Raw genomic sequence first — 26,998 nt, 5'->3', positions numbered from 1 at the left:
GCATAGTATTTTTTTAGTATCTTTGGTTTTCCTAAAATTTCAGAAACTATCACTTTGAAGGAAAAAACTATAGATTACGTATTGCGAGCCACTTGGATGGCTGTACAAAAAATGTACAATGAAGAAGCTGGGCGTAAAAAAAGCACCATGGCAACTGGTTTTGCCTTAATTAGTATTGATCCTGATGAAGGCACCCCGTCTACGGCCCTTGGACCTAAAATGGGGATGGAAGCCACTTCCCTATCGCGTACATTAAAGTCAATGGAGAGTAAAGGTCTTATAGAGCGTAAACCAAATCCCGAAGACGGTAGAGGTGTATTAATTCATCTTACACCCTTCGGAAAAGAGATGCGCGATTTTTCCAAAAGCGTAGTCTTTCGTTTTGATGAGGCCGTTAAAGAACACGTTTCTGATGAAGAATTGGCAGTTTTTAAAAAAGTTGCTAATACCATGATGGAGCTTATTAATAGCAAAAGAATTTATACAGAAAAACATACTTACTAGAACAAATATGTCAAAAAGAAGAATAAATAAAGTAGCCGTAATTGGTTCAGGAATTATGGGAAGCGGTATTGCTTGCCATTTTGCCAATATAGGGGTAGAAGTACTTTTACTCGATATTGTACCAAGAGAATTGAATGAAAAGGAAAAGGCCAAGAGTCTTACCCTAGAAGACAAGGTAGTTCGTAATAGATTAGTAAACGATGCCTTGCAAGCTTCCATTAAATCAAAGCCCGCTCCATTATATCATATAGATTTTGCCAAGCGCATTACCACGGGTAATTTAGAAGATGATATCGCCAAGGTAAAGGATGTAGATTGGATTATTGAAGTGGTTGTAGAACGTCTTGATATAAAGCAAAAGGTATTTGAAAACCTTGAAAAGCACAGAACCCCAGGAACATTAATCACTTCTAACACCTCAGGAATTCCTATAAAATTTATGAGTGAAGGGCGTAGTGACGACTTCCAACAACACTTCTGTGGAACGCATTTTTTCAATCCGCCGAGATACCTCAAACTTTTTGAAATAATTCCTGGCCCAAAAACGAAACCAGAAATATTAGACTTCCTAAATAGTTATGGAGAGCAATTTCTAGGAAAAACAACTGTAGTTGCTAAAGACACACCTGCTTTTATCGGAAACCGTATTGGAATCTTTAGCATTATGAGTTTGTTTCATGCGGTAAAAGAAATGGGCTTAACCATTGAAGAAGTAGACAAACTTTCAGGCCCTGTAATCGGGCGCCCTAAAAGCGCTACGTTTCGTACAGTAGATGTTGTTGGTTTAGATACATTGGTACATGTAGCCAATGGAATTCGTGAAAACTGCCCAGATGATGAACGCGCTAAGCTATTCGAATTACCAGAGTTCATTAATACCATGATGGACAACAAATGGCTTGGAAGTAAAACTGGACAAGGATTTTATAAAAAAACAAAGAATGCAGATGGTGCTACTGAAATTTTAAGTCTCGATTTAGATACATTAGAATACAGAGCTGCGAAAAAGGCAAAGTTTGCGACACTAGAATTAACTAAATCTGTAGATAATGTTGCAGATCGTTTTCCAATCTTAGTAAAAGGAAAGGATCAAGCCGGAGCGTTTAACAGAAAAACACTTGCTGCACTTTTCGCTTATGTAACAAATCGTATTCCTGAAATTTCAGACGAATTGTACAAAATTGATGATGCTATGAAAGCCGGATTTGGTTGGCAGCACGGGCCTTTTGAAATATGGGACGCTATTGGCGTACATGAAGGAATCGATATGATGAAAGCTGAAGGTCACGAACCTGCTTCATGGGTTTCAGAAATGGTAGCCAACGGAAATGATTCGTTCTATACAGTAAAAGAAGGAGCAACCTATTTTTATGACATTCCGAAAAAACAACAATTAAAGGTTCCGGGACAAGATGCCTTTATCATCCTAGACAATATTCGTCAAAATACCGAAGTGTTTAAAAACAGTGGTGTTGTGGTTGAAGACTTAGGAGATGGTATCTTAAACTGTGAATTCCGAAGTAAAATGAACAGCATTGGCGGCGATGTCTTGGCTGGAATTAATAAGGCAATAGATTTAGCAGAGAAAGACTACGACGGTCTTGTTATTGGAAACCAAGGTGCTAATTTCTCTGTAGGAGCTAATATTGGGATGATCTTTATGATGGCTGTAGAGCAAGAGTATGATGAGCTTAATGCCGCAGTGAAATACTTTCAAGATACTGTAATGCGTCTTCGCTACTCGTCTATTCCAACCGTAATGGCTCCGCACGGAATGACCCTAGGTGGAGGATGTGAGTTAACGCTACATGCAGATCGTGTGGTTGCCGCTGCAGAAAGCTATATAGGACTTGTAGAGTTTGGTGTAGGAGTTATTCCAGGCGGTGGTGGTTCTAAAGAAATGGCGTTACGAGCTAGTGATTCTTTTGAAAAAGACGATGTAGAGTTAAACAGATTACGTCAACACTTTTTAACGGTAGCAATGGCAAAAGTTTCTACTTCGGCCTATGAAGCATACGACCTTGACATATTAAAACCAGGTAAAGATATAGTGGTTGTGAATACTGCCAGACAGTTGGCAACAGCAAAAGCTGTAGCGCGTCAAATGGCAGATATGGGCTACACAAAACCTCCGATGAGAACTGATGTAAAAGTATTAGGAAAACAAGCGCTTGGTATGTTCTACGTAGGAACAGACAGTATGGAAGCGAGTAAATATATTAGCGAACACGATCAGAAGATTGCAGATAAACTAGCCTATGTAATGGCCGGTGGCGATTTGTCTGAACCAACTTTAGTTAGCGAACAATATTTGTTAGACCTAGAACGTGAAGCATTTTTAAGCCTCACGGGAGAACGCAAAACACTAGAACGATTACAGCATATGATTCAAAAAGGAAAGCCGTTGAGAAACTAAAGTTTTTTTAGTGGTGAGAAATTAGTAGTGAGTATAGAGTTATGAACAAGTTAGAAGACTTAATCATTAGGAAGAAAGGAATGCAACTTGCGAAAGAAGTATGTGACCTTTCAATTAAACTTTCAAGTGAAGAATAATTTGGAATATGTTCGTAAATAAAAAGATGTTCAACATCTATCCGTTCAAATATAGCAAGAGGTGCTGGAAGAAATTTGAATAAAGAATTTAAACTTTTTCAAGTATTGCGAACGGCTCAGCTTATGAATTTCAAACCCAGTTACTCCCTATTGGATATTTTGGATTAATCGATAAAAAATAAATAAAACCATTAATTGAATTATGTGTTGAAATACAGAAAATGAATTATTTATTTCAAAAGAAATTATAACTCATTACTCAATACTAACAACTCAATATTAGATTTATGAAGCAAGCATATATAGTAAAAGCATACAGAACAGCCGTAGGAAAAGCGCCTAGGGGAGTTTTTAGATTTAAAAGAGCCGATGATTTGGCCGCAGAGACCATTCAATACATGATGAAAGAACTGCCAAATTTAGACGCAAAGCGCATTGACGATGTAATCGTTGGTAACGCCATGCCAGAAGGATCACAAGGACTAAACTTTGGTAGACTTATTTCTTTAATGGGGCTAGACATTGTAGATGTGCCTGGAATGACAGTAAATCGTTTTTGCTCTTCAGGAGTAGAGACTATTGCCTTGGCAGCAGCCAAGATTCAGTCAGGAATGGCAGATTGTATCATTGCCGGAGGAGCCGAAAGCATGAGTAGTGTGCCAATGTCTGGTTACAAGCCAGAATTAAATTACGACATTGTAAAAAATGGGCATGAAGATTATTATTGGGGAATGGGTAATACTGCAGAAGCTGTGGCAAACCAGTTTAAGGTATCTCGTGAAGACCAAGACGAATTTGCGTATAACAGTCATATGAAAGCCCTAAAAGCACAAGCTGAAGACCGTTTTCAAGATCAGATTGTCCCTATTGAAGTTGAACAAACGTATGTAGACGACAATGGCAAGAAAGCAACAAAAAAATATACAGTAACAAAGGATGAAGGACCTAGAAAGGGAACAAGTCTAGAAGCTTTGGCAAAACTTCGTCCAGTTTTTGCTCAAGGTGGAAGCGTAACCGCCGGTAACTCATCACAAATGAGCGATGGCGCAGCCTTTGTAATGGTGATGAGCGAAGCCATGGTGAAAGAATTAAACTTAGAGCCTATTGCCAGAATGGTGAACTATGCAGCCATGGGTGTAGAACCACGTATTATGGGAATTGGTCCTGTTAAAGCTATTCCAAAGGCCTTACAACAAGCAGGACTAAAACAAGACGATATTAACCTAATTGAACTAAATGAAGCATTTGCTTCTCAAAGTTTAGCAGTAATTCGAGAATTAAACCTCAACCCAGACATTGTAAACGTAAATGGCGGTGCAATTGCACTTGGTCACCCACTTGGTTGTACAGGAGCAAAACTTTCGGTACAACTGTTTGATGAAATGAGAAAGCGCGAAATGCAAGGAAAATACGGTATGGTGACTATGTGCGTAGGTACCGGACAAGGCGCAGCTGGAATTTTTGAATTCTTAAAGTAAATATTAGAAGCATGACTGGTTGAGCACCGTCGAGGCCTGAAACAACAGATAGGCAATATTATAATTCTCGATTGCGCGCGAACAGACACTATCCATTATATAAAAATTGTAACATGAACACAGAAACAAAAAAAGACATATTACGTGGCGGGCAATTCTTGGTTAAAGAAACCGCTTGTGAAGATATATTCACGCCAGAAGATTTTAATGAAGAGCAACGCATGATGAAAGAAGCGGTGATGGAATTTAACGACCGTGAAATTGTCGCCCATAGAGATCGCTTTGAAGCGAAAGATTATGCGCTCACAGAAGAAGTTATGCGCAAAGCAGGAGCTCTTGGCTTTTTAAGTGTTGCCGTTCCAGAAGAATACGGTGGTATGGGAATGGGCTTTGTCTCTACAGTATTAACATGCGACTATATTTCTAGTGGAACAGGATCTTTCTCAACGGCTTTTGGAGCACATACTGGAATTGGTACTATGCCTATTACGCTCTACGGAAATGAAGAACAAAAGAAGAAGTATGTACCAAAACTAGCTAGTGGTGAGTGGTTTGGCGCCTACTGCTTAACCGAACCAGGTGCGGGTAGTGATGCAAATTCTGGAAAGACAAAAGCGGTTTTAAGCGAAGATGGAAAACACTACCTCATTAGCGGGCAAAAAATGTGGATTTCAAATGCTGGCTTCTGTAATGTAATGATTGTCTTTGCACGTATTGAAGATGATAAAAATATTACTGGTTTTATTGTAGAAAATGATCCAACCAATGGTATTTCAATGGGTGAAGAAGAACACAAACTCGGAATTAGAGCTTCTTCTACGCGCCAAGTGTTTTTTAACGATACTAAAGTTCCTGTAGAGAATATGCTTTCTGAAAGAGGAAACGGATTCAAAATTGCGATGAACGCTTTAAATGTTGGACGTATTAAGTTAGCCGCAGCCTGTTTAGATTCACAACGTCGTGTTACTACCACAGCTGCTCAATATGCTAACGAACGCAAGCAGTTTAACACTGCCATAGCAAACTTTGGAGCAATTAAGTTGAAATTAGCCGAAATGGCTACAGCTGCATACGCAGGTGAAAGTGCAACCTACAGAGCCGCAAAAAATATAGAAGACCGTATTAATATTCGTATTGCTGAAGGGAATAGTCACCAAGAAGCAGAATTAAAAGGAGTTGAAGAATACGCCATAGAATGTTCAATTCTGAAAGTTGCTGTATCTGAAGACATTCAGAACTGTAGTGATGAAGGGATTCAGATTTTTGGCGGAATGGGCTTTAGTGAAGATACTCCAATGGAAGCAGCGTGGAGAGATGCACGAATTGCTCGTATTTACGAGGGTACTAATGAAATTAACCGCATGCTTGCCGTTGGAATGCTTGTTAAAAAGGCAATGAAGGGGCATGTAGATCTTTTAAACCCTGCTCAAGCTGTAGCAGCAGAACTTACAGGAATTCCGTCTTTTGATACACCAGACTATTCTGAATTGTTTTCTGAAGAGAAAGAAATGATCAAAAAGTTGAAAAAAGTCTTTTTAATGGTTGCGGGTGCTGCTGTTCAAAAATTTGGTCCAGACCTCGAAAAACATCAGCAAATGTTAATGGCGGCTGCAGATATCTTAATTGAAATCTATATGGCCGAAAGTACTATTTTACGTACTGAGAAAAACGTGAAGCGTTCTGGAGAAAAAAGTCAAGAAGGACAGATAGCAATGTCGCAATTGTATTTGTACCATGCTGTAGATATTATTTCGGTAAAAGCAAAAGAATCGATTATTTCGTTTGCTGAAGGTGATGAGCAACGTATGATGTTGATGGGCTTAAAGCGCTTTACCAAATATCAAAATATGCCAAATATTGGCGCTATGCGTAAATTAATTGCGGAGAAAGTTTCCGCAGAAGGAAAATACCCATTCTAAAATTATAGATTAGTTAAATTAAATAGGTTAAATTGAAGATAGCCGTTCTCGAAAGAGAGCGGCTTTTTTATGATACAATCTTCGTATCTTTAAAAATCAAAAAAAGTTCATGAAAGCAGTTTCTCTTATTCCCATATTCTCTTTACTATTTTCCTTGTCGCTTATAGCTCAACCTAATACAGATGTATTTCTATTAGATGTAGCAGTAACCGATAGTACATTTACCGTTGCTAATTTTCAAAATATTTCAAACGGCTCAGGGTACGACAATCAGCCTCATTTTTTAGACAACAACAAAGTATTGTATGCAGGAAGTGAAGATGGGCAGACGGAGATTCAAATGTATTATATTTCAGAAAAAACCAAACACCGCGTAAATGCAAAAACGGCAGGAGGAGAATATTCACCCATGCCCTACCCCAATAAAAATAAAATCACAGCAGTACGACTAGACACAACCGGATTGCAGCGATTATATGCCTATGATTATACCAACCCTGGTTTTGGTGATTACGAAATGTTATTGAGCGAGTTAGAGATTGCATACTATGCTTTTTACGATGAAAATTTTTTAGTGGCATCGATACTTTCTGGTGGACAACTAGACTTAATTATTGCCGATATAAAAAAAGATCAGGCTACATTGTATGCCGAAAATTCTGGAAGATCAATTCATAAAGTTCCCAATAGCGATTCGGTAAGTTATACCATTGTAAACGAAGAAAAAAATCATGATGTTTATCTGGTAGATGTGAACAATGCCGAAGAGACTTACTTTGTGTGTCAGTTACCCACAGGAATTCAGGATCACGCTTGGTTAGATGCTTCAACGTTGGTTATTGGTAGTGGTTCTAAACTATATACGTACAGCCTCTTTGACCCCGCTCGATGGGTTGAAGTTGCAGATTTTTCAGCAAATAACATCGAAAATATAACGCGTATTGCAGTGAGTCCAGATAAGAAGCATATTGCTTTTGCTGCAGAAAAGAAACAACCATCACCCGCCTCCATAGTAGATGTACACATTAAACCTTTTAACGAAGCTAATTTAGACTTATTTGCCAATGCATTTGCTGAAAACGTGTTAGTGAGTCGTTTCCCTTCAGACACCATATCTGTTGGTCGAGACCAACTAAAGTCAAGTTATGCGAATTTCTATAAAAACAATGAAAGCTGGCATGTTGAAGTAAAAAATAGAATTGTACTAAACAATTATGTTATTGACGAAGAAGTTGCTACGGTAAATGGACGTTCCAACCGACAAGTTACTGTTTATGAAACCAAAAATGGTCTTATACAAACCATGACATTTATTGGAAATAAAAAAGCCGACGATCCGTTACCGCCCGTTTTGGCACAAATGGAGGCATATAATAACCGCGATATAGATGCCTTTATGCAGGCCTATGGAGATACGATTAAAACCTATAATTTTCCGAATAAGTTACGCACAGCAGGGCACGACACTATGAAAGTTGGTTTTACCAAATTTTTTGAAAACACACCCGATCTCCATTATACTGTACCAAATAGAATGGTTATTGGCAACATAGTAATTGATGAAGAGCTTATTACTGCCAACGGTACACAGTTTAGCGCTATAGCTATTTATGAAATTTGTGATGGCAAAATATGCGCAGTTACATTTTTACAATAAAAACTATACATACACTTTAAAAAACCTAGATACCTTGCAAGCAGAAATTGGAATCTTACCCTATAAAAATAGACTATGAAATATTTGTACGTTCTTTTCACTATTTTCTTCGGAATAACGGCGTTCTCACAACATGTAATGATAGAAAACATAAGCATTGTAGATGTTGAGAAAGGCACAGTGTCGAAACCGAAATACATTCATATTCAGAATGGTTTAATAAAGAAAATTTCAAACAAACCAATAAAAGCAATGATAGAAATTCCCTCAATAGATGGAACAGGAAAGTATATCATGCCTGGGATGATTGACACTCATATCCATTTTTTTCAGACCGGAAGTTTATACACAAGACCCGATGCAATAAATATGACAGAGACCGTATCTTATGAAGAAGAGCTTGCGTTTGCTGAAGCTATGGTTCCTGATAGTTTTAATAGATATCTCCGACTAGGAGTTACTAGCATTATGGACGTGGGAGGTCCGTTCTCCAACTTTAAGATTAGAGATAGTAGTGCCGCTACAACCATCTCTCCAAATGTATACGTTACCGGCCCTTTATTTTCTCCGTACAAGCCAGAGGCATTTGCCGATTTAGAAGATGCCCCCATTGAAAAAATTACGACGAAAGAAGAGGCTACAGCGCTTTTTAACAAAATGCTACCCTACAAACCTGATTTTATTAAGATATGGTATATAGCCAGCGAAGAAGAAACAGCAGAGAAAAACTACGATATTATAACGCATATCTCAAAGCTAACGCATGACAACGGCATGAAGTTGGCGGTGCATGCTACTCAAAAAAACACAGCCGAGTTAGCCGTTAAGGCAGGTGCCGATATTTTAGTACACAGCATCGATGACGAACCAGCAGACGAGGCATTTGCGCAGTTATTATTAGACAATGATGTTACCTACATCCCAACACTTATTGTATCTAAAAACTATGCGAAAGCGTTTCTAGCCAAGCCTGACAACCACAAACAAGACTTGTATTTTTCCAATCCGATGACGTATCGTTCGATGACCGATTTAAAAAAATATACCCATGCAACTGTCACACCATTTATAAAACGTTTTAGAGATAACGAAGAACGCTTTATTACGTATTACGACGGAAAGATTAAATTAATGAGTGAAAGTCTACTGTTGTTACAAAGTAAAGGTGTAAACATTGCGGCAGGTACAGATGCCGGAAACATTGGCACCATGCATGCATCTTCTTACATACAAGAATTAGAGGCAATGCAGAATGCTGGGCTAACTGTTCCGCAAGTGCTAAAAGCTGCCACGAGTAATGCGGCAAGAGGTTTCGGATTAGATGCTACCTTAGGGACGATTTCCGAAGGAAAGATAGCAGACCTTATTATGCTAACAGCGAACCCACTTGAAAGTCTAGAAAATCTCAATAGTATTGAAATAACGTTAAAAGATGGGTTGGTTTTAAAAGCTTCAGAAATCTATAAAGAAACTCCAGAGCAAATCGTGCAAAGACAGGTAAACGCGTATAACGCCAGAGATATTGATGCTTTTATGGATACGTATGCCGATGATGTGAAAATTTACAACTTTCCAGAAGTACTCTCAATGGATGGTAAGGTACAAATGCGCGAACAATTCGCTAAAATGTTTGAAGAAGTACCCAACCTCTATTGCGAGATAAAAAACAGAATTACCTTAAACAACAAAGTAATAGACCGGGAATATGTTCGCTTTGGAGATAATTATTCTAGCGTAATTGCCATTTACGAAGTAAACGAAGGTAAAATATCGAAAGTCACCTTTTTAAGATAGCAACTTTCGGTTCTTCCTATATTTACCTGGCGTTACTCCTGTTTCACGAACAAATGCTTTATTGAAGGTAACGCTGTTATTGAAACCACACTCAAAAGCAACAGCTAAAATTTTTAATGTGTCCATTTTCGGATTAGTAAGTATTATCTGTGCACGCTCTACTCGAATAGCATTTACAAAATGCGTAAATGAAGTAGAAAATGTTTCAGAAAAAACTTGAGACACATATTGCGGTTTTTCATCTATAGCATTGCAATAGCTTGTTAGGTTTAATGCGCTGTCTAAAAATAAAGCTTCCTCTTTTCTGGAGTTCTTAATCTTTTTGGCAATTCTAGCTTTATCGGTTTGCTTTATGGTACTTGTAAAATATTTTTGCTGTAATTGCTGCAACTGCTGCAACACTTCAGGATATTTATACAGTACAAATCCAACAATCAAGAAAATTGTAGAAGCCAAGAAAAAATAGATGGAGAACTGCCTGTAACTATCTGCAAACAGGGTAAGATACACCTGCAACACAGCAGTAATTAAATAAATGAAGGTGAGAAATGTTAGATACACCCCTATCTTCTTTTTATAGTTGGCGTTTTTGGCAATACTAAACACCATTAACACCCCATACAATGTTACATGACCTGTACGTAGGTAGTTTAAGGGCATCATTTCTGTTAAAAAATGACTTCTTGTATACTCCATTCTTTCAGCTCCGCTCATTGCCAATAATGGGGAAAGTGCGAAGCCAACAAAGAGTACAAAGGGTAAGAGATGTAATAAATGTTTCCAGCGAAATTGCGAACTAGGATTGGTAACAAATTGAATATGCAACCATAAACTAGGCCCAAACAAAAAACAAATTGGATATGCAAAAAGGTAATAAGCGGGATATTGGAGTACCACATTGCTAGTGGTATATAAAAAGTCTATTTGCTCTATGGTAAAGCAAAGAATAAACAATGCCAACATTAAATTGGCAGGCGACCTATTTTTAAAAAACAATCCTCCTGCAATAAAAACGCCAAGAAAACAATAAAAGAAAATAAAATATCGAAGTATCTCAATCATATGGACGAAGGTAGAATTCCCACTCTAATTTCTTTTTAAAAATAATTATTCTTATCTCAAAATAACCATAAAAAACGCATTAATGGTAAGATCCTGCCTACATTTAAAATAAAAAGATGAAATCGTATATACTATTAGTGTTGGGAGTTATTCTGTGTCTAAGTTGTGCAAAAAATGACGAAGAACCCGAATCAGCTGTCTATGAGCCACCAGAAGGAACGGGTAATTTTACCGCAGGTTGCCAAGGCACATCATATGATAATTGGGAAACTTCTCAATACGTATTGCCCTATCCGGTTGGCGAAACATATATGGTGCACTTAAGTCACTGTAGCGGCTCATATCATAGTAAGGGAGAGCCAGATCAATTTGCCGTAGATTTTGCCATGCCTATTAGTAGTATTATCACCGCATCTAGGGCTGGTGAGGTTGTTTTTGTTGAAGAACGAGGCATAGATGGCGAGTTTCCTAATAATGTGGTAGTTGTAAAGCATCAGGACAACACCTATGGCCAATACATGCATCTTACCAGAAACGGAGCTATTGCCGAAGTAGGAGATCTAGTAACACAGGGAGATACCATTGGTAAAAGTGGAGCAACAGGCTTGGCTGGTTATCCGCATTTACATTTTGTATTAACTAAAGATTCTTGGGAATATCCGTATGTATCTACCCACTATAATTATAAAAACACCACTGCCAATCCATACGGTCCTGAATCTAGAAAAGAATATACAGCTCTTCGCTACCAATAAAATACAAGGCACCAATATCAATCTTATTTTCAGTAAATTTAGTGCTAAAGAAAAGCACTATGAAAAATATAATATTATCGCTCTGCGTACTAACTGTGAGCTTTGGATCTGCGCAAACCAATCCAAAAATTTACGACATTATCGCAGCGGTATCGGCAGATAGAATTGAACAAGATATTACTACACTTGCGGGTTTTGGCACTAGAAACACATTTAGTGATACCGTAAGTACTACCCGGGGAATTGGTGCTGCACGTAGATGGATTAAACAAGAGTTTGAAACCATTTCTACTTCGTGCAATAACTGTCTTGATGTGTTTTACCAGAAAGATTTTGTAAAAGCTGAAGGCAACAGACGCGTACCTCGAGATACCTGGATAGTTAATGTGGCTGCAGTGCAAAAAGGTACTAAATATCCCAACCGGTATATTATAATGAGTGGCGACATCGATTCTCGAAATAGCGACGGTAGTGACTTTACAAAAGATGCCCCAGGTGCCAACGACAACGCCAGCGGTATGGCCGGTGCTATAGAAGCTGCGCGTGTCCTGTCTAAATATAAATTTGAAAGCAGCATCGTTTATTTAGGTTTAAGTGGTGAAGAGCAAGGCCTTTTTGGTGGTGCTGGTTTCGCCGCATATGCTAAGGAACAAGGATGGGACATTATTGGTGTGCTTAATAATGATATGATCGGAAATATTAAAGGGGTAGATGGGGTAATTAGCAATGTAGATTTTAGAATATTTTCTGAACCTGTTCCTCCAACCGAAACAGAAGAACAGCGCAGAAGAAGAAGATTTTACGGTGGCGAAGTTGATGGCGTTTCAAGACAATTGGCACGTTATGTCTACACTACTACCAAAACGTATATGCCAGAAATGAATCCCATGATGATTTACAGGTTAGACCGCTTTGGAAGAGGAGGGCATCACCGACCTTTTAACGACTTAGGCTATGCGGGTATACGTATCATGGAAGCCCATGAAAACTACACCCAACAACATCAAGATATTAGGGTAGAAGATGGTATTGAGTATGGTGATAAGCTGAAATTTGTGAACTTCGATTATGCAAAAAAACTTACTGCCGTAAACGCAATAACAATGGCAAGTCTTGCTTGGGCACCACCCTCACCTAAAAATGTTGCGATTGGCGGAATAGTAGCCCCTTCAGCAAAATTTAAGTGGGATAAGGTAGACGGTGCCATAGGCTATAAAATTTATTGGCGAGACACCACCTCACCTACTTGGGACTATAGCCGTTTTGTAGGTGACGTTTCTGAATTTACACTTGATGGCATTGTTATAGATAATTTTTTCTTCGGAATAGCTGCCGTTGGCCCCAATGGGCATGAAAGTGTTGTAACTTTTCCGAATGCTATTTTTAGATAGCGATATTAATGCAGTAACGTAAAAAAACTTTAGAGCTTACCTACCGTATTATCGCCAAAAAATCGTAATTCAGGTGAACCAGTAACATTAATCACATAACCTCTTGGAGTATAGTTAGTACCCGTATTGCTTATTCTATCGGCTTCAGACATTTTAGAGATATCTAGAAATGTAAGTTCTTTCCAGTTCATACCTTCCAAATTAGACTGAACAATATCATAAACAATAGTTTGCACTCCGTTTTGCTCAACCATTCTTTTATTATCCACTTTTAAAATGATGGCACCCATACTTAATATGATAGTTACCCTATCATTCTGCAGCGTTAGGGTGAATGATTCGTCTGTTCCTCCGAATACTTCTCCAGAGAACATAGTCATTTCTGTAGTTTCATCAGTTGTCTCTTGTTGCGTAGATTCCGGTTTTTCAACCACTTTTTCAGTTTCTGGAACAGTTTTTACTACAGCAATCTTCTCTTTTTTCTTTGCCTTTTTTCTTCGTGCTTCTTTTCTAGCCTCCTTTTTGTTGTAAACTTCTTGCGCATTGCTGTTGGTCATTCCAATGACTAAAAATGCTATCACTATTAAAAGTACTCTCATAGTTTTGGTTTTTAATATTCGTATGTAAATGTTCGTTTTGCTGTTGGTTTTGTTACTACCTTATCTACTGTACCTAAGTTGTTACCGTATTTATCGTATGATGTAACATTGTGTATACTTAACTCTTCTGAATCGTCTTCGGCTATTTTAAAGATTTTCTTATCTGTTACTTCTCCGTAGTCGTTGTACAGAAATTCTGTTTTAAACTTTCCTGACCTAGATCCTTCAATGATAGCAATAGTCTGCCCCTTTTCATTGCTAATATACTCTTCGGCCATTGTTGGTTTTCCACTTTCGTTGTATTTAATTTTAAAGGCCAACACGTTGTCTTTAAATTCTTGCGCATAATGATATACCAATAAATTGTCGCTACCATCTAAATATTTCTCCCATTTTTTTTCTTCCGTAATATTTCCGAAGGCATCATAACTGTACTCATAAATACGAGAAAAGTCTTCTGTTCCATCTGCAGTAAAATTCTTTTCTTCTACAACGTTACCTTGATTGTCGTATATAAAGCTAGTAGAGCTTCCTTGTCCGTTTTCTCGACTCCAAGTTTCTTTTATCTTCTGATTCTCCGTATTGTAAGCGTACGTATAATTGGTGATAACACCTTCGTTAGTATCGGTAGAGGCAATTAGATTACCAGCAGATGAATAGGTGTTTAAAGTGGTTCGCGTTTGCTTCCCTGAACCGTAGTAATCATATGCCGTAATTTCTACAGCGTTTCCATCTTTATTGTATTTTGTTTCTTCAACAGTATGCGAAGTGGTTTCTCCAACTAGTCTTATAAACTCGCGTTTTACTTTAATAGGTGGTGTTTGTGGGCGCTTTTTAAGAACAACCTCATTTTTTATAGCCTTTTCATTTGTTACTTGAGAAGTTGAATCTTTACAACCGAGTAAGAACAAAAAAGTTAGCAATGTGAGAAATAAAAACTTGTTTTTAAAATTCATATCGTATTTGTTACGTGATTACGTTTGTAAACGTATTACGATGCTTTTAGATAATCCATAAGGCAATTGCCCTATTTTGAATTAATTGATTATCAACTCATTACCACGAGGTTGTACATAAAAACTTTTGTGCAGTGAGGCGTGTTATTTTTTGCCAGCTGCAATTCTCTATTTGGCCAACCTACTTTCGCAATTGTACTTTGAAACTCTTACCTTTGCTAAAAATTTATGCCCATGCTAAACGCTGGAGTTTTAGGTGCAGGTCACCTTGGAAAAATTCATCTCAAGTTACTCAACCAATCTTCTAAATATCAGTTAGTTGGTTTTTATGATGCAGACCAAGAAGCTTCAAAAAAAATTGAAGAAGAGTTTGGCTATAAGAGCTTTTCCTCTATGGAAGCGCTAATAGATGCCTGTGATGTTGTAGATGTTGTTACACCAACCATACACCATTTCAATTGTGCAAAAGAAGTAGTAACCGCAGGGAAACATCTCTTTATTGAAAAACCAATTACACATACGGTACAAGAAGCTAAGGATTTACTTGAACTAGCCGCCAAGCATAACGTCTTAGGGCAGGTAGGACACGTAGAGCGTTTTAACCCGTCGTTTATGGCAGTAAGCCATATGATAGATAACCCAATGTTTATTGAAGCACATAGACTGGCAGAATTTAATCCGCGAGGTACAGATGTTTCTGTTGTATTAGATTTAATGATACACGATATAGACGCTATATTAAGTGTTGTAAAGTCTAATGTAAAAACTATTAATGCTAGTGGTGTTTCTGTTATTTCTGAAACTCCCGACATTGCAAATGCGCGTATTGAATTCGAAAATGGTTGTGTTGCAAATTTAACAGCAAGTAGAATTTCAATGAAGAAGATGCGTAAAGCTAGATTTTTCCAGCGCGACGCGTATATTTCAGTAGACTTTCTGGAGAAAAAGTGTGAAGTGGTAAAAATGAAAGACGCGCCCAAAAATCCGGACGATTTCGCCATGATTCTCACCAATGCCGAAGGTGTAAAGAAACAAATCTATTTTGACAACCCTAAGATAGATGCAAACAATGCAATTTTAGATGAGCTAGAGAGTTTTGCAGATGCCATTCAAACAAAATCGACGCCTAAAGTTACTCTAGAACAAGGGGCTCAGGCATTAACGGTAGCCATGCAAATTATAGAAAATTTTAAAAGTTTATAAATACGTATAAACAATAGAAGTTTAACCCTACTAAAGATATTCGCTTTCGCGGAAAATAATATGAAAAATGTAGCAGTAATAGGAGCAGGAACCATGGGCAACGGAATCGCCCACACCTTCGCTCAAAAAGATTATAAAGTTCAACTCATCGACGTTTCTCAGGCTTCGTTAGACAAAGGAATGGCAACTATAGCCAAGAACCTAGATAGAATGGTTGCTAAAGAACGTATTACCGAAGAAGAGAAGCAACGTACACTAAGTAACATTACTACGTATACAAGTTTAGAAGAAGGTGTAGAATACGCCGGACTTGTGGTAGAAGCGGCTACTGAAAACGTGGATTTAAAACTTAAGATTTTTAAAGATCTAGATACGTTCTGCCCAGATGACACAATTTTAGCTAGTAATACTTCGTCTATTTCTATAACCCAAATTGCGGCTGCAACTTCGCGTCCTGAAATGGTGATTGGAATGCACTTTATGAATCCTGTGCCTATCATGAAACTGGTAGAGATTATTAAGGGTTATAGTACAAGTCAGGAGACGTATAGTACTGTTGCCGAAATTTCAGAAAAACTAGGAAAAATACCTGTAGAGGTAAACGATTATCCAGGATTTGTTGCCAACCGTATTTTAATGCCTATGATTAATGAGGCTATTGAAACTTTATATAACGGTGTTGCTGGTGTGGAAGAAATAGATACGGTTATGAAACTTGGTATGGCGCACCCAATGGGACCTTTGCAGTTAGCCGATTTTATTGGCCTAGATGTTTGTCTCTCTATACTCAATGTTATGTACAACGGCTTTAAAAATCCGAAGTATGCTCCTTGCCCACTTTTGGTTAACATGGTAATGGCTGGAAAGAAAGGTGTTAAGAGTGGCGAAGGTTTTTACGATTATTCTGAAAGCAGAAAAGCAGAGAACGTAGCTACAATGTTTAAATAAATACCCAGAGAAGTTTAACTTTGATGTACTACCTTTTACTCGTCAACTATTAAACTTATAAATTCATAAACAAAAAATGCCTAAAATACTTCCATTTAAAGCGGTACGCCCTACTCGAGATAAGGTGAGCTTGTTGGCGTCTCGCTCTTATGAAAGTTATACAGCAGAAGAACGAGAATCTAGATTACGGGATAATCCGTTTTCGTTTCTACAGATACTAAATCCAGGCTTTAAATATCAAAAGGAAATTTCTGGTGCCCAGCGGTATGAGCTAGTTCGAAACAGATATCAGGAGTTTAAGGAGGATGAAATCTTTATGCAAGACGATCTCCCTTGTTACTATTTTTACAAAATCGTAAATCGTGATGGCGACGAATTTAGAGGAATTGTAGCGGCAGCGAGCGCAGAAGATTATGAGAAGAATAGGATTAAAAAACACGAGGCGACCATAGAGTATAGAGAAAATACCTTTAAAAATTATCTTGAAACTGTTGGTTTTAATGCAGAAGCAGTACTCCTCACCTACCCAAACAATCCTGCTATTGAAAAAATTATAGCCTCAGTAATGAGTACACGGGCAGAGTATGAGTTTACAACTACGTATCGCGACACACATTACCTTTGGAATATCAGTGATCCTGAAATAGTAAATAAGTTAAAAACACATTTTGCCGAAATTGATGCTGTTTATATTGCAGACGGGCACCATAGAAGTTCATCTTCTGCCTTGTTAGCAGATGATAAAAAGCAACAGAATAAAAATCATACCGGGGAAGAAACGTATAACTATTTTATGAGCTTCTTAATACCCGAAAGCGACTTAAAAATATATGAATTTAATAGACTGGTTAACGGCTTAAATGGCTTGTCTAAAGAAGAGTTTTTAATTCAGTTAGATGCCCAGTACCGTATTGAAAATAGAAGTACTGCGTATTATAAACCCTCTAAAAAGCATCATTTTAGTATGTATTTAGATGGGGAGTTTTATTCCCTTTACCTGCGGAAAAACAACTACGAAATAACCAATGCGCTTGACGCATTAGACACTCAAATTCTATACACTACCATCTTAAAACCAATTCTAGGTATTGACGATGTACGCAACGACACGAGAATTGGCTACGCAGATGGAAAAAAAGATCTGGTTTATATTAAATCTTTAGTAGACCAAGGTACGTATACCGTTGGGTTTGGAATGCTGCCAGTTACCACTCAAGAAATGAAAGAAATTGCAGACCAAGGACTTATAATGCCTCCTAAAAGCACCTACATTGAACCAAAACTGCGAAGCGGTGTAACCATTTATGAATTTTAAATGAGTATTTCAGAAAATTGCATTGCCATAAAAAAAAGTTTACCACGGCATGTTGCCTTGGTGGCGGTATCTAAAACCAAATCGGTAGCCGAAATCATGCAGGCTTATGACGCAGGACAGCGTGTGTTTGGAGAAAATAAGGTGCAGGAAATGGAAGGAAAATGGCAAGAAATGCCCAAAGACATTGAGTGGCATATGATTGGCCATGTACAGCGAAATAAAGTTAAATACATGGCACCTTTTGTGAGTTTAATTCATGCTGTAGATAGTGAACGACTGCTAAAAGAGATAAACAAGCAAGCTAAGAAAAACGACCGCGTAATTAACTGTTTACTTCAGATTAAGATTGCAAAAGAAGACAGCAAGTTTGGAATGAGTGAAGCAGCGGCTAAAACATTAATTACTTCAGAAGCGTTTCAGAATTATAAAAATGTTTCGGTGGTTGGGCTTATGGGAATGGCTACATTTACCGAGAATGAAGAACAGGTGCGTAGTGAATTTAAAGAACTAAAACGCATTTTCGACGATTTCCGAAGTATACAAAAAAAGCTAACCATAGTGAGTATGGGTATGAGCGGTGACTACACCATTGCTATTGAAGAAGGTAGCAACATGGTACGTGTAGGCAGTGCAATTTTTGGAGCTCGCAATACGATTTAGCAAAAGAATTAAGAATAGGAACTAACTTTTAAAATTCAAGGAATTTACGCAATACTAGACATAGAAACTACCGGTGGTAAGTACAATGAAGAAGGCATAACAGAAATTGCTATTTATAAATTTGACGGACACAAAATTGTAGATCAATTTTGTAGTTTGGTGAATCCGGAGCGTAAAATACAGCCGTTTGTAGTGAATCTTACAGGTATTAACAATGAAATGCTCCGCAACGCCCCTAAATTTTATGAAATTGCTAAGCGTGTTATTGAAATTACCGAAGGCTGCATAATTGTAGCTCACAACGCCAAGTTTGACAATAGAATTCTAACCACAGAATTCGATCGGTTGGGATACGATTTTGATAAGAGTACACTCTGTACAGTAGAGCTTTCAAAAGATTTAATTCCGGATATGCCATCGTATAGTCTGGGTAAATTGGTGCGATCGCTAGGCATACCAATTACAGATAGGCACAGAGCTCAAGGTGACGCAAAAGCAACTGTAGAGTTATTTAAAATGTTACTTCAAAAAGACGTAAATAAAGAAATTATTCAGGCATCGGTTCGAAAAGACCCAAAACGTCATTTAGATACAAAACTACTAGATATTATTGCGAGTGCTCCTTCAGAAACAGGTGTGTATTATATGCACAAAGAAGATGGCACCATTATATACATTGGTAAGAGTAAAAACATCAAGAAAAGGCTTACGCAGCATTTTACAAGTGATAATAGAAAGTCTAAAAAAATACAACTTGAGGTAGCTACAGTAACTTTTGAGCTCACTGGAAATGAATTAATTGCACTTCTTAAAGAAAGTGAGGAGATAAAAACAAACAAGCCCATATACAATAGAGCACTGCGCAAAACATTATTTCAGTACCAGCTTGCTTCTTTTAAAGATGATGAGGGCTATATTAACCTGAAGATTGAGAAGGCACACAAAGAGAAAAAGCCTATTACTACGTTTACGAATTACCAAAAAGCAAAATCTGCGCTCTTTGCCATTACAGAAAAATATAATCTATGTCAGAAATTAACTGGTCTTCACAAAACATCAGGAAATTGTTTTAATTATACAGTACAGAATTGTGAAGGAGCTTGCATACAAAGAGAGGCATCTGAAGACTATAACGTTAGAGTACAGCTATTTTTGGATGACAATAGCTATGAAAAGCAACATATGCTAATAGTAGACCGAGGGCGCGATGTAGACGAGCGATCTGTAATTTTAATTGAAAATGGAAACTATAAGGGCTTCGGATTTTACAATTTAAACTATCAAATAAACAATCCAGAAGTGCTTAAATCTATCATTACTCCTATGAGTAATAATAGAGATGCACAACACATTATTCAGTCATATCTAAAGAAACGGCGTGTACTAAAAATTATTCCGTTAGCGACAGACACTGTAAATTAAAGAAACTTACTTACTTTTATATATACAAAACCTAATTGTAGTTGGAACCAACGCAAAAACATAACTGGCGCAGAGATTTACATACAATCATTTATGAGGCAGATACGCCCATGGGTAAACTCTTTGACGTTGTGCTACTCATTCTTATTTTACTGAGTGTTATCTTTGTTATGGTTGAAAGCGTACGAGGATGGCCACCAGAGGTGTATGACTATCTATATTATGGGGAATGGGTTATTACTATCTTCTTCTCATTCGAGTACATTGCCAGAATTATTACCATTAAGCGTCCTGCACGATACATTTTTAGCTTTTACGGGGTAATCGATTTTCTATCTACCATTCCGTTGTACTTGTCATTTATTTTAGCTGGAAGCAATTTCTTACTAACTGTAAGAGCATTGCGACTGCTACGAGTGTTTAGAATACTCAAGGTAACACGCTACATAGGCGAATCTAACAAGCTAAGAAAAGCATTGCTTGATAGTCGTCCAAAAATACTGGTATTTCTATTTGCCGTACTTATTATTTCGATCATTGCAGGCACCTTGATGTATATTGTTGAAGGAGAAGAAAGTGGCTTTGTTAGTATTCCTGTAAGCGTTTATTGGTGTATTGTTACCCTTACCACTGTTGGATTTGGCGATATAGCCCCGGTAACACCCTTAGGGCAACTAATTGCTGCGGTGATTATGATTATGGGGTATGGTATCATTGCGGTTCCTACTGGAATTGTAAGCGCAGAATATGTTAAAAGCACTGGAAGTTCTAAAATAGACGACTCAGATTATGTGCACGTAAATAGCCAGAGTTGTAGAAATTGCAATGCAAAGAAACATAGAGATGATGCAGATTATTGTCATAAATGCGGAACTCCTTTGCATCCAGAAGATATCTTTTAACAATGCCCACTAAGAGACCATTGCTTGTTTGTATTGTAGGTCCTACGGCCATTGGAAAGACAGCTTTAAGTATTTCGGTTGCCAAGTATTTTTCTACGGAAATTATCTCTGCAGATTCTAGGCAGTTTTTTGCTGAAATGGCAATTGGTACAGCGGTTCCCTCTCCCGAAGAATTAGAAGCCGCCCCACATCATTTTATTCAAGACCGAAGTATTTTCACACCCTATAATGTAGGCGATTTTGAACGAGATGCAATTGATACCTTAAATCAATTATTCAAGAAACATCCTATTGTGGTTATGGTGGGAGGTTCTGGACTCTATGTAGACGCCGTAGTGCGAGGTTTAGATGCTTTTCCGAAGGTCGCACCAGAAATTAGACAACAGTTAATAGAAGAGTTTAACACCTACGGAATTTCAAAATTACAAACAGAATTACGAGAAAAAGACCCCGTATATTTTGAAACTGTAGCAATAGACAATCAACATAGGGTAATTAGAGCCCTTGAAATTATACGCGCCACAGGTACGCCTTTCTCATCATTCCTAACACTAACTAAAAAAGCAAGAAAATTCGATACCCTTTACATCGGACTCTCAGCAGACCGGCAATTGGTGTATGATAGAATTAATATGCGTGTAGACCAAATGATGAAACAAGGGCTTCTACAAGAAGTGCAAAATTTATACGCGCACAAAGATCTTAATGCGTTGCAAACTGTTGGTTACAAAGAGTTGTTTACATATTTAGACAGACAGTGTTCTCTAGAAAAAGCTGTTTCAGAAATTAAAAAAAACACCAGGCGTTTTGCCAAAAGACAAGGCACTTGGTTTAGAAAAAACACAGCCATACATTGGTTCGATTATGCCAAGCCACACGCTGAAATTTGCGAGTTTATAGAACACAAAAACGCCAACCCAAACTAAATTAGGTGGCGTTTATGACACTTATTTAACTTATATTATTGGTCTACTTCGTCTTTTACTACCAAACGGAAGCCTTCACCGTGAATATTAATAATTTCAACTCCATCGTCTTTACTTAAGTATTTACGGAGTTTTGCAATATACACATCCATACTTCTAGAGGTGAAATAGTTATCATCTCTCCAAATCTTTGTGAGTGCTAATTCACGTGGCATCAGGTCATTTTTATGCAACGCTAATAGACGTAATAACTCGTTTTCTTTTGGGGATAACTTACTAGGCTCTTCCTTTTTATAGGTTAAAAAGCGAAGCTTAGAATTAAGATGAAAATTACCCACAACAAATTCGAACTGCTTACTGTCTGCAAGAGAATCTGTCGCTTTCCTTTGAATAATTGCCTTAATCTTCATAAGCAATACTTCACTATCGAAAGGTTTATTTAAATAGTCGTCTGCTCCTACTTTATACCCTTTTAGCACATCTTCTTTCATGGCTTTAGCCGTTAAGAAAATGATTGGAACATCTTCGTTCTTCTCGCGAATTTCTTTAGCAAGTGTAAAACCGTCTTTATACGGCATCATGACGTCAAGGATACAAAGATCGTAATCGTCTTTTTTAAATTTTTCGAAACCTTCCATTCCGTTTTTAGCATGAACCACATCGTAGTCGTTCATAGCGAGGTAATCTTTTAAGACTGTTCCAAAATTTGGATCGTCTTCTACTAGGAGAATCTTTTTGTTTTCAGTTTCCATAAGTTATGATATTAAGTGTAATTTAATAATGAAGGTACTTCCTTTGCCTTTCTCACTTTCAACGAATATCTCGGCGTCGTGATCGTCTAATATCCGCTTAACATAAGCAAGGCCTAAACCGTGTCCCTTAACGTTGTGTATATCACCCGTATGTTCACGGTAAAATTTTTCAAAAATTTGTTTCTGAACCGATTTCGTCATTCCCATCCCTTGATCTCGAATTTTAAGAATGATACTATTCTTAACGTTTTCAGTATAAATATCAATTTTAGGGGTATCCTCAGAATATTTAATAGCGTTGTCAAGCATATTCACAATTACGTTGGTCATATGAGAATCGTTTGCAAGAATAGACGATTTCAGGGCACCAAAATGGGTTTTAATATAGCCGCCCCGGTCTTCAATGATTAATTCTACATGGGTAATTGCGCTTTCTACTATTTCGTGTAATTTTAAACGTTCTTTAGGTAAATCGAGCTCATTTTTCTCTAACTTAGAAATTCGCAGAACGTTTTCAACCTGCGCATGCATTCTTCTATTTTCATCACGAATCATCCCTAAATATCGATTCAAAAATTCTTTGTTATCTTTTACTTTAGGGTTTTTAAGCGCGTCTAAGGCTAAATTTATAGTTGCGATAGGTGTCTTAAATTCGTGCGTCATGTTATTTATAAAATCGCTCTTAATCTGAGAGATTTGACGTTGTTTAAATAGTTGAGAGAGGGCACTACTATAGGCCAACACAATCACTCCTGTAAACACTAAAGAAAGCGCTGCCATACCTAAAATACTGTTTAACACTTCCTTCTTTTTTCCAGGAAACCCAACAAACAATTGGTATTTGGTGTTAAGATCTTCATTTACAAACAGTGGAGTACTATAAGTATTGCCAGGGTCTAATTCAAAATTTTCAGATTGTACTTTGGTAGCTAAGGTTTTACTAAAAATTGCATACTCGAAGGGAGTATTCACATTATGATCTGCAAGTTCCTTTGTTAGAAGGGTGTCAATTTCTAACTTGTTTGTTCTTTTATGGATAGGCTTTTTCCCTGAGATATTCTTAAAAGCGGCGTCAAACTGGTTTCGTTCAAAATCAGTAAGTCTATCTATTGTTTCAATTTCGGAAGTGCTGCTATTATTTCCATCGAGACCAGATTTTAAAATAATACGTTTTTTACGATTGGTTAATCTTTTAAACTGAATACTGTCTATTTCTGTATCTAAGATATTGGTAGACAATTTAAAATCTTCTTCGAGTATACTATTGTAGAAAACACTTTTTTCATCTACCCCCCCATCACGTGTAGCGTATAAAAGTTCATTTATTGTTACTCTTTCTGGGCTTCCAATACTATCTACCATATCGCTGTAGATATAGTAATAATCATCTAACTCTCTAGATTGTATTTTTGCAGCAACATTTAAGAGTGAGTTTTTTACATTTGAACTAAAGTATTCTTCCTTGGTCTGATAAGAATTAGAAATCCAATATCCTTGAACAAAAATAATCCCAAGAAGGGATAAGGACATCAGCGCAATAAGAAGGGAAAATAGCCTTTTGTTCATTTCTCAAAAGTAAGATTTTAACATTTAGCGAAATGGTGGTTTAACCAAATGTTAACAGTAATAATCTACTTTAATTACGGGGCTTCTGAGAGTTTTGCATGTAGGTTTTTAATCTGAATTTTGGTACTTGCCAAGTCAAGGTTGTGTATAACTACATCTGCCAGCTTAATTTTCTTTTCATCAGACCACTGGTTGTTCATCCTTGCCACTATTGCCTCTCGAGTATTGTAATCTCTTTGCTGCACACGGCGTATCCTCTCTTCTACAGGGGCAGTTACTAAAATTGTGAGGTCGCAATCTACATAGCTCCCATTTTCAAATAAAATTGCTGCTTCCTTCACACAATAGGGTCCATGTTGTTTTTTAACCCATCGTTTAAAGTGTTGAGCCACTTTGGGGTGAATAATTTCATTAACTGCTTTTAGTAAGGTAGCATCATTAAAAACTAATTTTGCAACAAAAACGCGGTTTAGCACTCCATCTGTATATGCCTCCTTGCCCAAAAGCTGAGTGAGCTTTCGATGAATTATTTTAGACGAATTAGTAAGTTTCTTCGCTTCAATATCTGCAATGTAAACTGGCACTCCTAATTCTTGAAACATCTTAGCTACCGTAGTTTTTCCACTTCCTATTCCACCTGTAAGTCCAACAATCTTCATATTACTTTTTAAAGATGAGAAAATCAATTTTCTTAGGTGACAGCTCCACACTTTTTGCATAAGAAGGAACTTTAACTAAAGTGGGAGACAAAAAATTTTCTTCTGTATTTCTGTCGTTATAGTCACAAACCACTTGAAAATCTTGTTCAGAAATGGTATTAAACTTCTCTATTGGCATTACACAAGTTACTGTGATACGCTGTGGAATTAATTTAATACTTGTGTTAGCGGGTATGTTTTCTACGGAAATAGGCAGTGTAATTTTTTTCTGAGCAAATTCCATTACCTCTTGTTTTAGGGTAACACTTGTAGTTCTGGTTACTAAATCTTTGTAGGGTAAAGGAAGTAAGGCTATTTCTTCGGAAAGGTTAGCTCCAACATTCTCTATAATTACTTCCTTGGTTGCAATTCTAGTAATAGAATCTAAATAACGTGATGGTCCAGAAACTAAAATAGAGTCTGGATCTGCATAGACGCTGTCTAATGCTCTAAATCCGTTTCTATAAGAAATCTTTGCTCTTACCACCACAGGAATTTTTTTAGCTTGTACTCCTTGTAATTGAATTGTGATACCTTTTTCTGAAAGATTTCGTATGGTTCCAGTATAGCCAATTTGTTTAGTGAGCTCATCTTTCAATTCTTCATCACTTAGTTTTGCAACTTTTGTATCGGTATCAAAGTATTTAGACACATCTACTACAACCGTAGGTTTTTTTATTTTGTAGATTAAAAAATCGATTCCATTTGTGGTGATATAAAAGTTAACGCTATTTGGGTTCTCTTCAGCCAACAAATACTCTTCTGGTATATTTTGGTACGTAAAAGCTGTCTCTATCTGAGCTGTATTCTCTTTAGAAAATTTAGTAAGTGCCCAGAACACAATAGCAAGTAACAGAAAGAAAAAAAACATATTTACTTTTATGCTTTTAAAAGATTTGTTTGAAACTGCCATTGATTATTTATTTGTGGTAAAAGTTACTTAAAAAATAACTTCGGAAATTGCTTTTCGGGTTCTTTATTCAGCCAATGAATAAAAAAGGTGGACTTCAAAAATGCCATCCCATAACCAAAAAACTGTACGAACATTGCCCATACGGCTAAAAATCCGATTGAGATACTTTTGTTCTTGATACTAGCATCTATTAAAATCATGAAAATATAACTTACCAATGGTAAAGCTAGCAGCCAAGAAACCAAAATGCTTAAAACTAAAGTCGCTACAACAAAGAAGAGAAAAAGGGTAGGAAACCAAAAAGTGATTTTTGCTGCATTTGGGTGCCATTTATTTAAGATGGGGCGTACGAGGCCAAATTTCTTAACCTGGGTATAAAACTTATGCCATGAAATTCGTCTTTTATGAAATACATAGGCATCTGGAATATAGGTAGTTTCAAAATTAGCTTTTAGAATACGCTGTGACAAATCGGGGTCTTCTCCTGGATGTATCTTCGCAAATCCGCCAGTGGCATTAAATGCTTCCTTAGAAATTCCCATATTGAAACTTCTAGGCTCAAATTTATTGACGCTCTTTTTTGCGCCTCGAATACCTCCTGTAGTTAAAAATGAGGTCATAACATAATTTATAGCTTTCTGTAAATCTGAAAAGTTTTGATGTGCTGCGTCTGCCCCGCCATAGCAATCATAGTACTTATTGTCAAGAAAATAATCTACAGTTTCCAAATAATGAGAAGGAAGTAAACAGTCTGAATCGAGGATGATAAAATAGTTACCTGTAGCCTTTTTCATTCCGTAGTTACGAGAATCTCCAGGACCTGAATTTGGTTTAGTGTAGTACGATATATTTAAAGAGTTTTCAAATTGTTTTACTACAGCTTCCGATGTTTCACTACTACCATCTTCTACAATAACAATTTCATATTCATGGTTAGATTGCAGCACTAAAAAACTCTCCAACAACTCTTTAATTTCTTGGGGTCTATTGTATACAGGAATGATAAAGGAATAACTTCGCTTCAT

General features: G+C 37.2%; 23 protein-coding genes. 15 read left to right on the top strand and 8 right to left on the bottom strand.

Annotation, left to right across the window (positions count from 1 at the left end; all coding sequences use genetic code 11):
- Positions 1-54 precede the first annotated feature (54 nt).
- The 6 genes from G5B37_RS14620 to G5B37_RS14590 all read left to right on the top strand — a co-directional run bounded on the left by G5B37_RS14620 (position 55) and on the right by G5B37_RS14590 (position 9,905).
- A complete protein-coding gene (locus tag G5B37_RS14620) occupies positions 55-504 on the top strand; it encodes a MarR family winged helix-turn-helix transcriptional regulator (protein ID WP_164680752.1) in 450 nt (149 codons plus the stop codon).
- Positions 505-511: 7 nt separating this feature from the next.
- Positions 512-2,920 (top strand): 3-hydroxyacyl-CoA dehydrogenase/enoyl-CoA hydratase family protein, encoded by a 2,409-nt coding sequence (locus tag G5B37_RS14615; RefSeq protein WP_164680751.1) that lies wholly within the window; start codon positions 512-514, stop codon positions 2,918-2,920.
- A gap of 424 nt (positions 2,921-3,344) precedes the next feature.
- Positions 3,345-4,535 carry an acetyl-CoA C-acyltransferase gene (locus G5B37_RS14605; protein WP_164680750.1) on the top strand — a complete coding sequence of 397 codons (1,191 nt, stop codon included), beginning with the start codon at positions 3,345-3,347 and terminating at the stop codon, positions 4,533-4,535.
- Positions 4,536-4,648: 113 nt separating this feature from the next.
- A complete protein-coding gene (locus G5B37_RS14600; protein ID WP_164680749.1) occupies positions 4,649-6,454 on the top strand; it encodes an acyl-CoA dehydrogenase family protein in 1,806 nt (601 codons plus the stop codon).
- 109 nt (positions 6,455-6,563) lie between these two features.
- Positions 6,564-8,111 carry a nuclear transport factor 2 family protein gene (locus G5B37_RS14595; protein WP_164680748.1) on the top strand — a complete coding sequence of 516 codons (1,548 nt, stop codon included), beginning with the start codon at positions 6,564-6,566 and terminating at the stop codon, positions 8,109-8,111.
- A gap of 75 nt (positions 8,112-8,186) precedes the next feature.
- Complete coding sequence (locus G5B37_RS14590; RefSeq protein WP_164680747.1) at positions 8,187-9,905, top strand: amidohydrolase family protein; 1,719 nt, start codon at positions 8,187-8,189, stop codon at positions 9,903-9,905.
- Here G5B37_RS14590 and G5B37_RS14585 read toward each other — a convergent pair.
- The gene (locus G5B37_RS14585) at positions 9,897-10,967 is read right to left on the bottom strand and encodes a helix-turn-helix domain-containing protein (RefSeq protein ID WP_164680746.1); all 1,071 of its coding nucleotides are present in this window, start codon (positions 10,965-10,967) and stop codon (positions 9,897-9,899) included. The two genes, G5B37_RS14590 and G5B37_RS14585, sit on opposite strands and share 9 nt — an antisense overlap.
- 116 nt (positions 10,968-11,083) lie before the next feature.
- Here G5B37_RS14585 and G5B37_RS14580 point away from each other — a divergent pair, with 116 nt between their 5' ends.
- Together G5B37_RS14580 and G5B37_RS14575 are read left to right on the top strand one after the other, a co-directional pair.
- Positions 11,084-11,722 (top strand): M23 family metallopeptidase, encoded by a 639-nt coding sequence (locus G5B37_RS14580; RefSeq protein WP_164680745.1) that lies wholly within the window; start codon positions 11,084-11,086, stop codon positions 11,720-11,722.
- 59 nt (positions 11,723-11,781) lie between these two features.
- On the top strand, positions 11,782-13,113 hold the full coding sequence (locus tag G5B37_RS14575; protein ID WP_164680744.1) for a M28 family metallopeptidase: 1,332 nt from the start codon (positions 11,782-11,784) through the stop codon (positions 13,111-13,113).
- Between the two features lie 29 nt (positions 13,114-13,142).
- On the opposite strand, the gene G5B37_RS14570 is transcribed toward G5B37_RS14575, so the two are convergent.
- Together G5B37_RS14570 and G5B37_RS14565 are read right to left on the bottom strand one after the other, a co-directional pair.
- Positions 13,143-13,712, bottom strand: coding sequence for a hypothetical protein (locus G5B37_RS14570; RefSeq protein WP_164680743.1), 570 nt, complete (start codon positions 13,710-13,712; stop codon positions 13,143-13,145).
- A gap of 11 nt (positions 13,713-13,723) precedes the next feature.
- Positions 13,724-14,668, bottom strand: coding sequence for an RHS repeat domain-containing protein (locus tag G5B37_RS14565; protein ID WP_164680742.1), 945 nt, complete (start codon positions 14,666-14,668; stop codon positions 13,724-13,726).
- A gap of 234 nt (positions 14,669-14,902) precedes the next feature.
- On the opposite strand from G5B37_RS14565, the gene G5B37_RS14560 reads away from it, so the two are divergent.
- The 7 genes from G5B37_RS14560 (at position 14,903) to miaA (ending at position 22,044) form a co-directional block, all read left to right on the top strand.
- Complete coding sequence (locus G5B37_RS14560) at positions 14,903-15,871, top strand: Gfo/Idh/MocA family protein (RefSeq protein WP_164680967.1); 969 nt, start codon at positions 14,903-14,905, stop codon at positions 15,869-15,871.
- 60 nt (positions 15,872-15,931) lie between these two features.
- Positions 15,932-16,819, top strand: a complete 888-nt coding sequence (locus tag G5B37_RS14555; RefSeq protein ID WP_164680741.1) for a 3-hydroxybutyryl-CoA dehydrogenase — start codon at positions 15,932-15,934, stop codon at positions 16,817-16,819.
- Positions 16,820-16,895: 76 nt separating this feature from the next.
- Positions 16,896-18,134, top strand: a complete 1,239-nt coding sequence (locus G5B37_RS14550; RefSeq protein WP_164680740.1) for a DUF1015 domain-containing protein — start codon at positions 16,896-16,898, stop codon at positions 18,132-18,134.
- On the top strand, positions 18,135-18,794 hold the full coding sequence (locus G5B37_RS14545; RefSeq protein WP_164680739.1) for a YggS family pyridoxal phosphate-dependent enzyme: 660 nt from the start codon (positions 18,135-18,137) through the stop codon (positions 18,792-18,794). It abuts the gene before it with no gap.
- A 42-nt stretch (positions 18,795-18,836) separates the two neighbouring features.
- Positions 18,837-20,216 carry an exonuclease domain-containing protein gene (locus G5B37_RS14540; protein ID WP_164680966.1) on the top strand — a complete coding sequence of 460 codons (1,380 nt, stop codon included), beginning with the start codon at positions 18,837-18,839 and terminating at the stop codon, positions 20,214-20,216.
- Between the two features lie 41 nt (positions 20,217-20,257).
- A complete protein-coding gene (locus tag G5B37_RS14535; RefSeq protein ID WP_263649812.1) occupies positions 20,258-21,118 on the top strand; it encodes an ion transporter in 861 nt (286 codons plus the stop codon).
- Positions 21,119-21,120: 2 nt separating this feature from the next.
- On the top strand, positions 21,121-22,044 hold the full coding sequence (gene miaA, locus G5B37_RS14530; RefSeq protein ID WP_164680738.1) for a tRNA (adenosine(37)-N6)-dimethylallyltransferase MiaA: 924 nt from the start codon (positions 21,121-21,123) through the stop codon (positions 22,042-22,044).
- A 35-nt stretch (positions 22,045-22,079) separates the two neighbouring features.
- Here miaA and G5B37_RS14525 read toward each other — a convergent pair whose 3' ends face one another.
- The 5 genes from G5B37_RS14525 to G5B37_RS14505 all read right to left on the bottom strand — a co-directional run bounded on the left by G5B37_RS14525 (position 22,080) and on the right by G5B37_RS14505 (position 26,998).
- Positions 22,080-22,796 (bottom strand): response regulator transcription factor, encoded by a 717-nt coding sequence (locus tag G5B37_RS14525; RefSeq protein WP_164680737.1) that lies wholly within the window; start codon positions 22,794-22,796, stop codon positions 22,080-22,082.
- A gap of 3 nt (positions 22,797-22,799) precedes the next feature.
- Positions 22,800-24,362: a sensor histidine kinase gene (locus G5B37_RS14520; RefSeq protein ID WP_164680736.1), complete on the bottom strand. Its 1,563-nt coding sequence runs from the start codon at positions 24,360-24,362 to the stop codon at positions 22,800-22,802.
- Between the two features lie 74 nt (positions 24,363-24,436).
- Complete coding sequence (gene coaE / locus G5B37_RS14515; RefSeq protein ID WP_164680735.1) at positions 24,437-25,021, bottom strand: dephospho-CoA kinase; 585 nt, start codon at positions 25,019-25,021, stop codon at positions 24,437-24,439.
- Position 25,022: 1 nt separating this feature from the next.
- Positions 25,023-25,973 carry a CdaR family protein gene (locus G5B37_RS14510; RefSeq protein ID WP_164680734.1) on the bottom strand — a complete coding sequence of 317 codons (951 nt, stop codon included), beginning with the start codon at positions 25,971-25,973 and terminating at the stop codon, positions 25,023-25,025.
- 23 nt (positions 25,974-25,996) lie between these two features.
- Positions 25,997-26,998, bottom strand: a complete 1,002-nt coding sequence (locus tag G5B37_RS14505) for a glycosyltransferase (protein WP_164680733.1) — start codon at positions 26,996-26,998, stop codon at positions 25,997-25,999.

It is taken from the genome of Rasiella rasia, from assembly GCF_011044175.1.
GTDB lineage: Bacteria > Bacteroidota > Bacteroidia > Flavobacteriales > Flavobacteriaceae > Marinirhabdus > Marinirhabdus rasia.
This window is presented reverse-complemented; position numbering and strand designations above follow the sequence as displayed.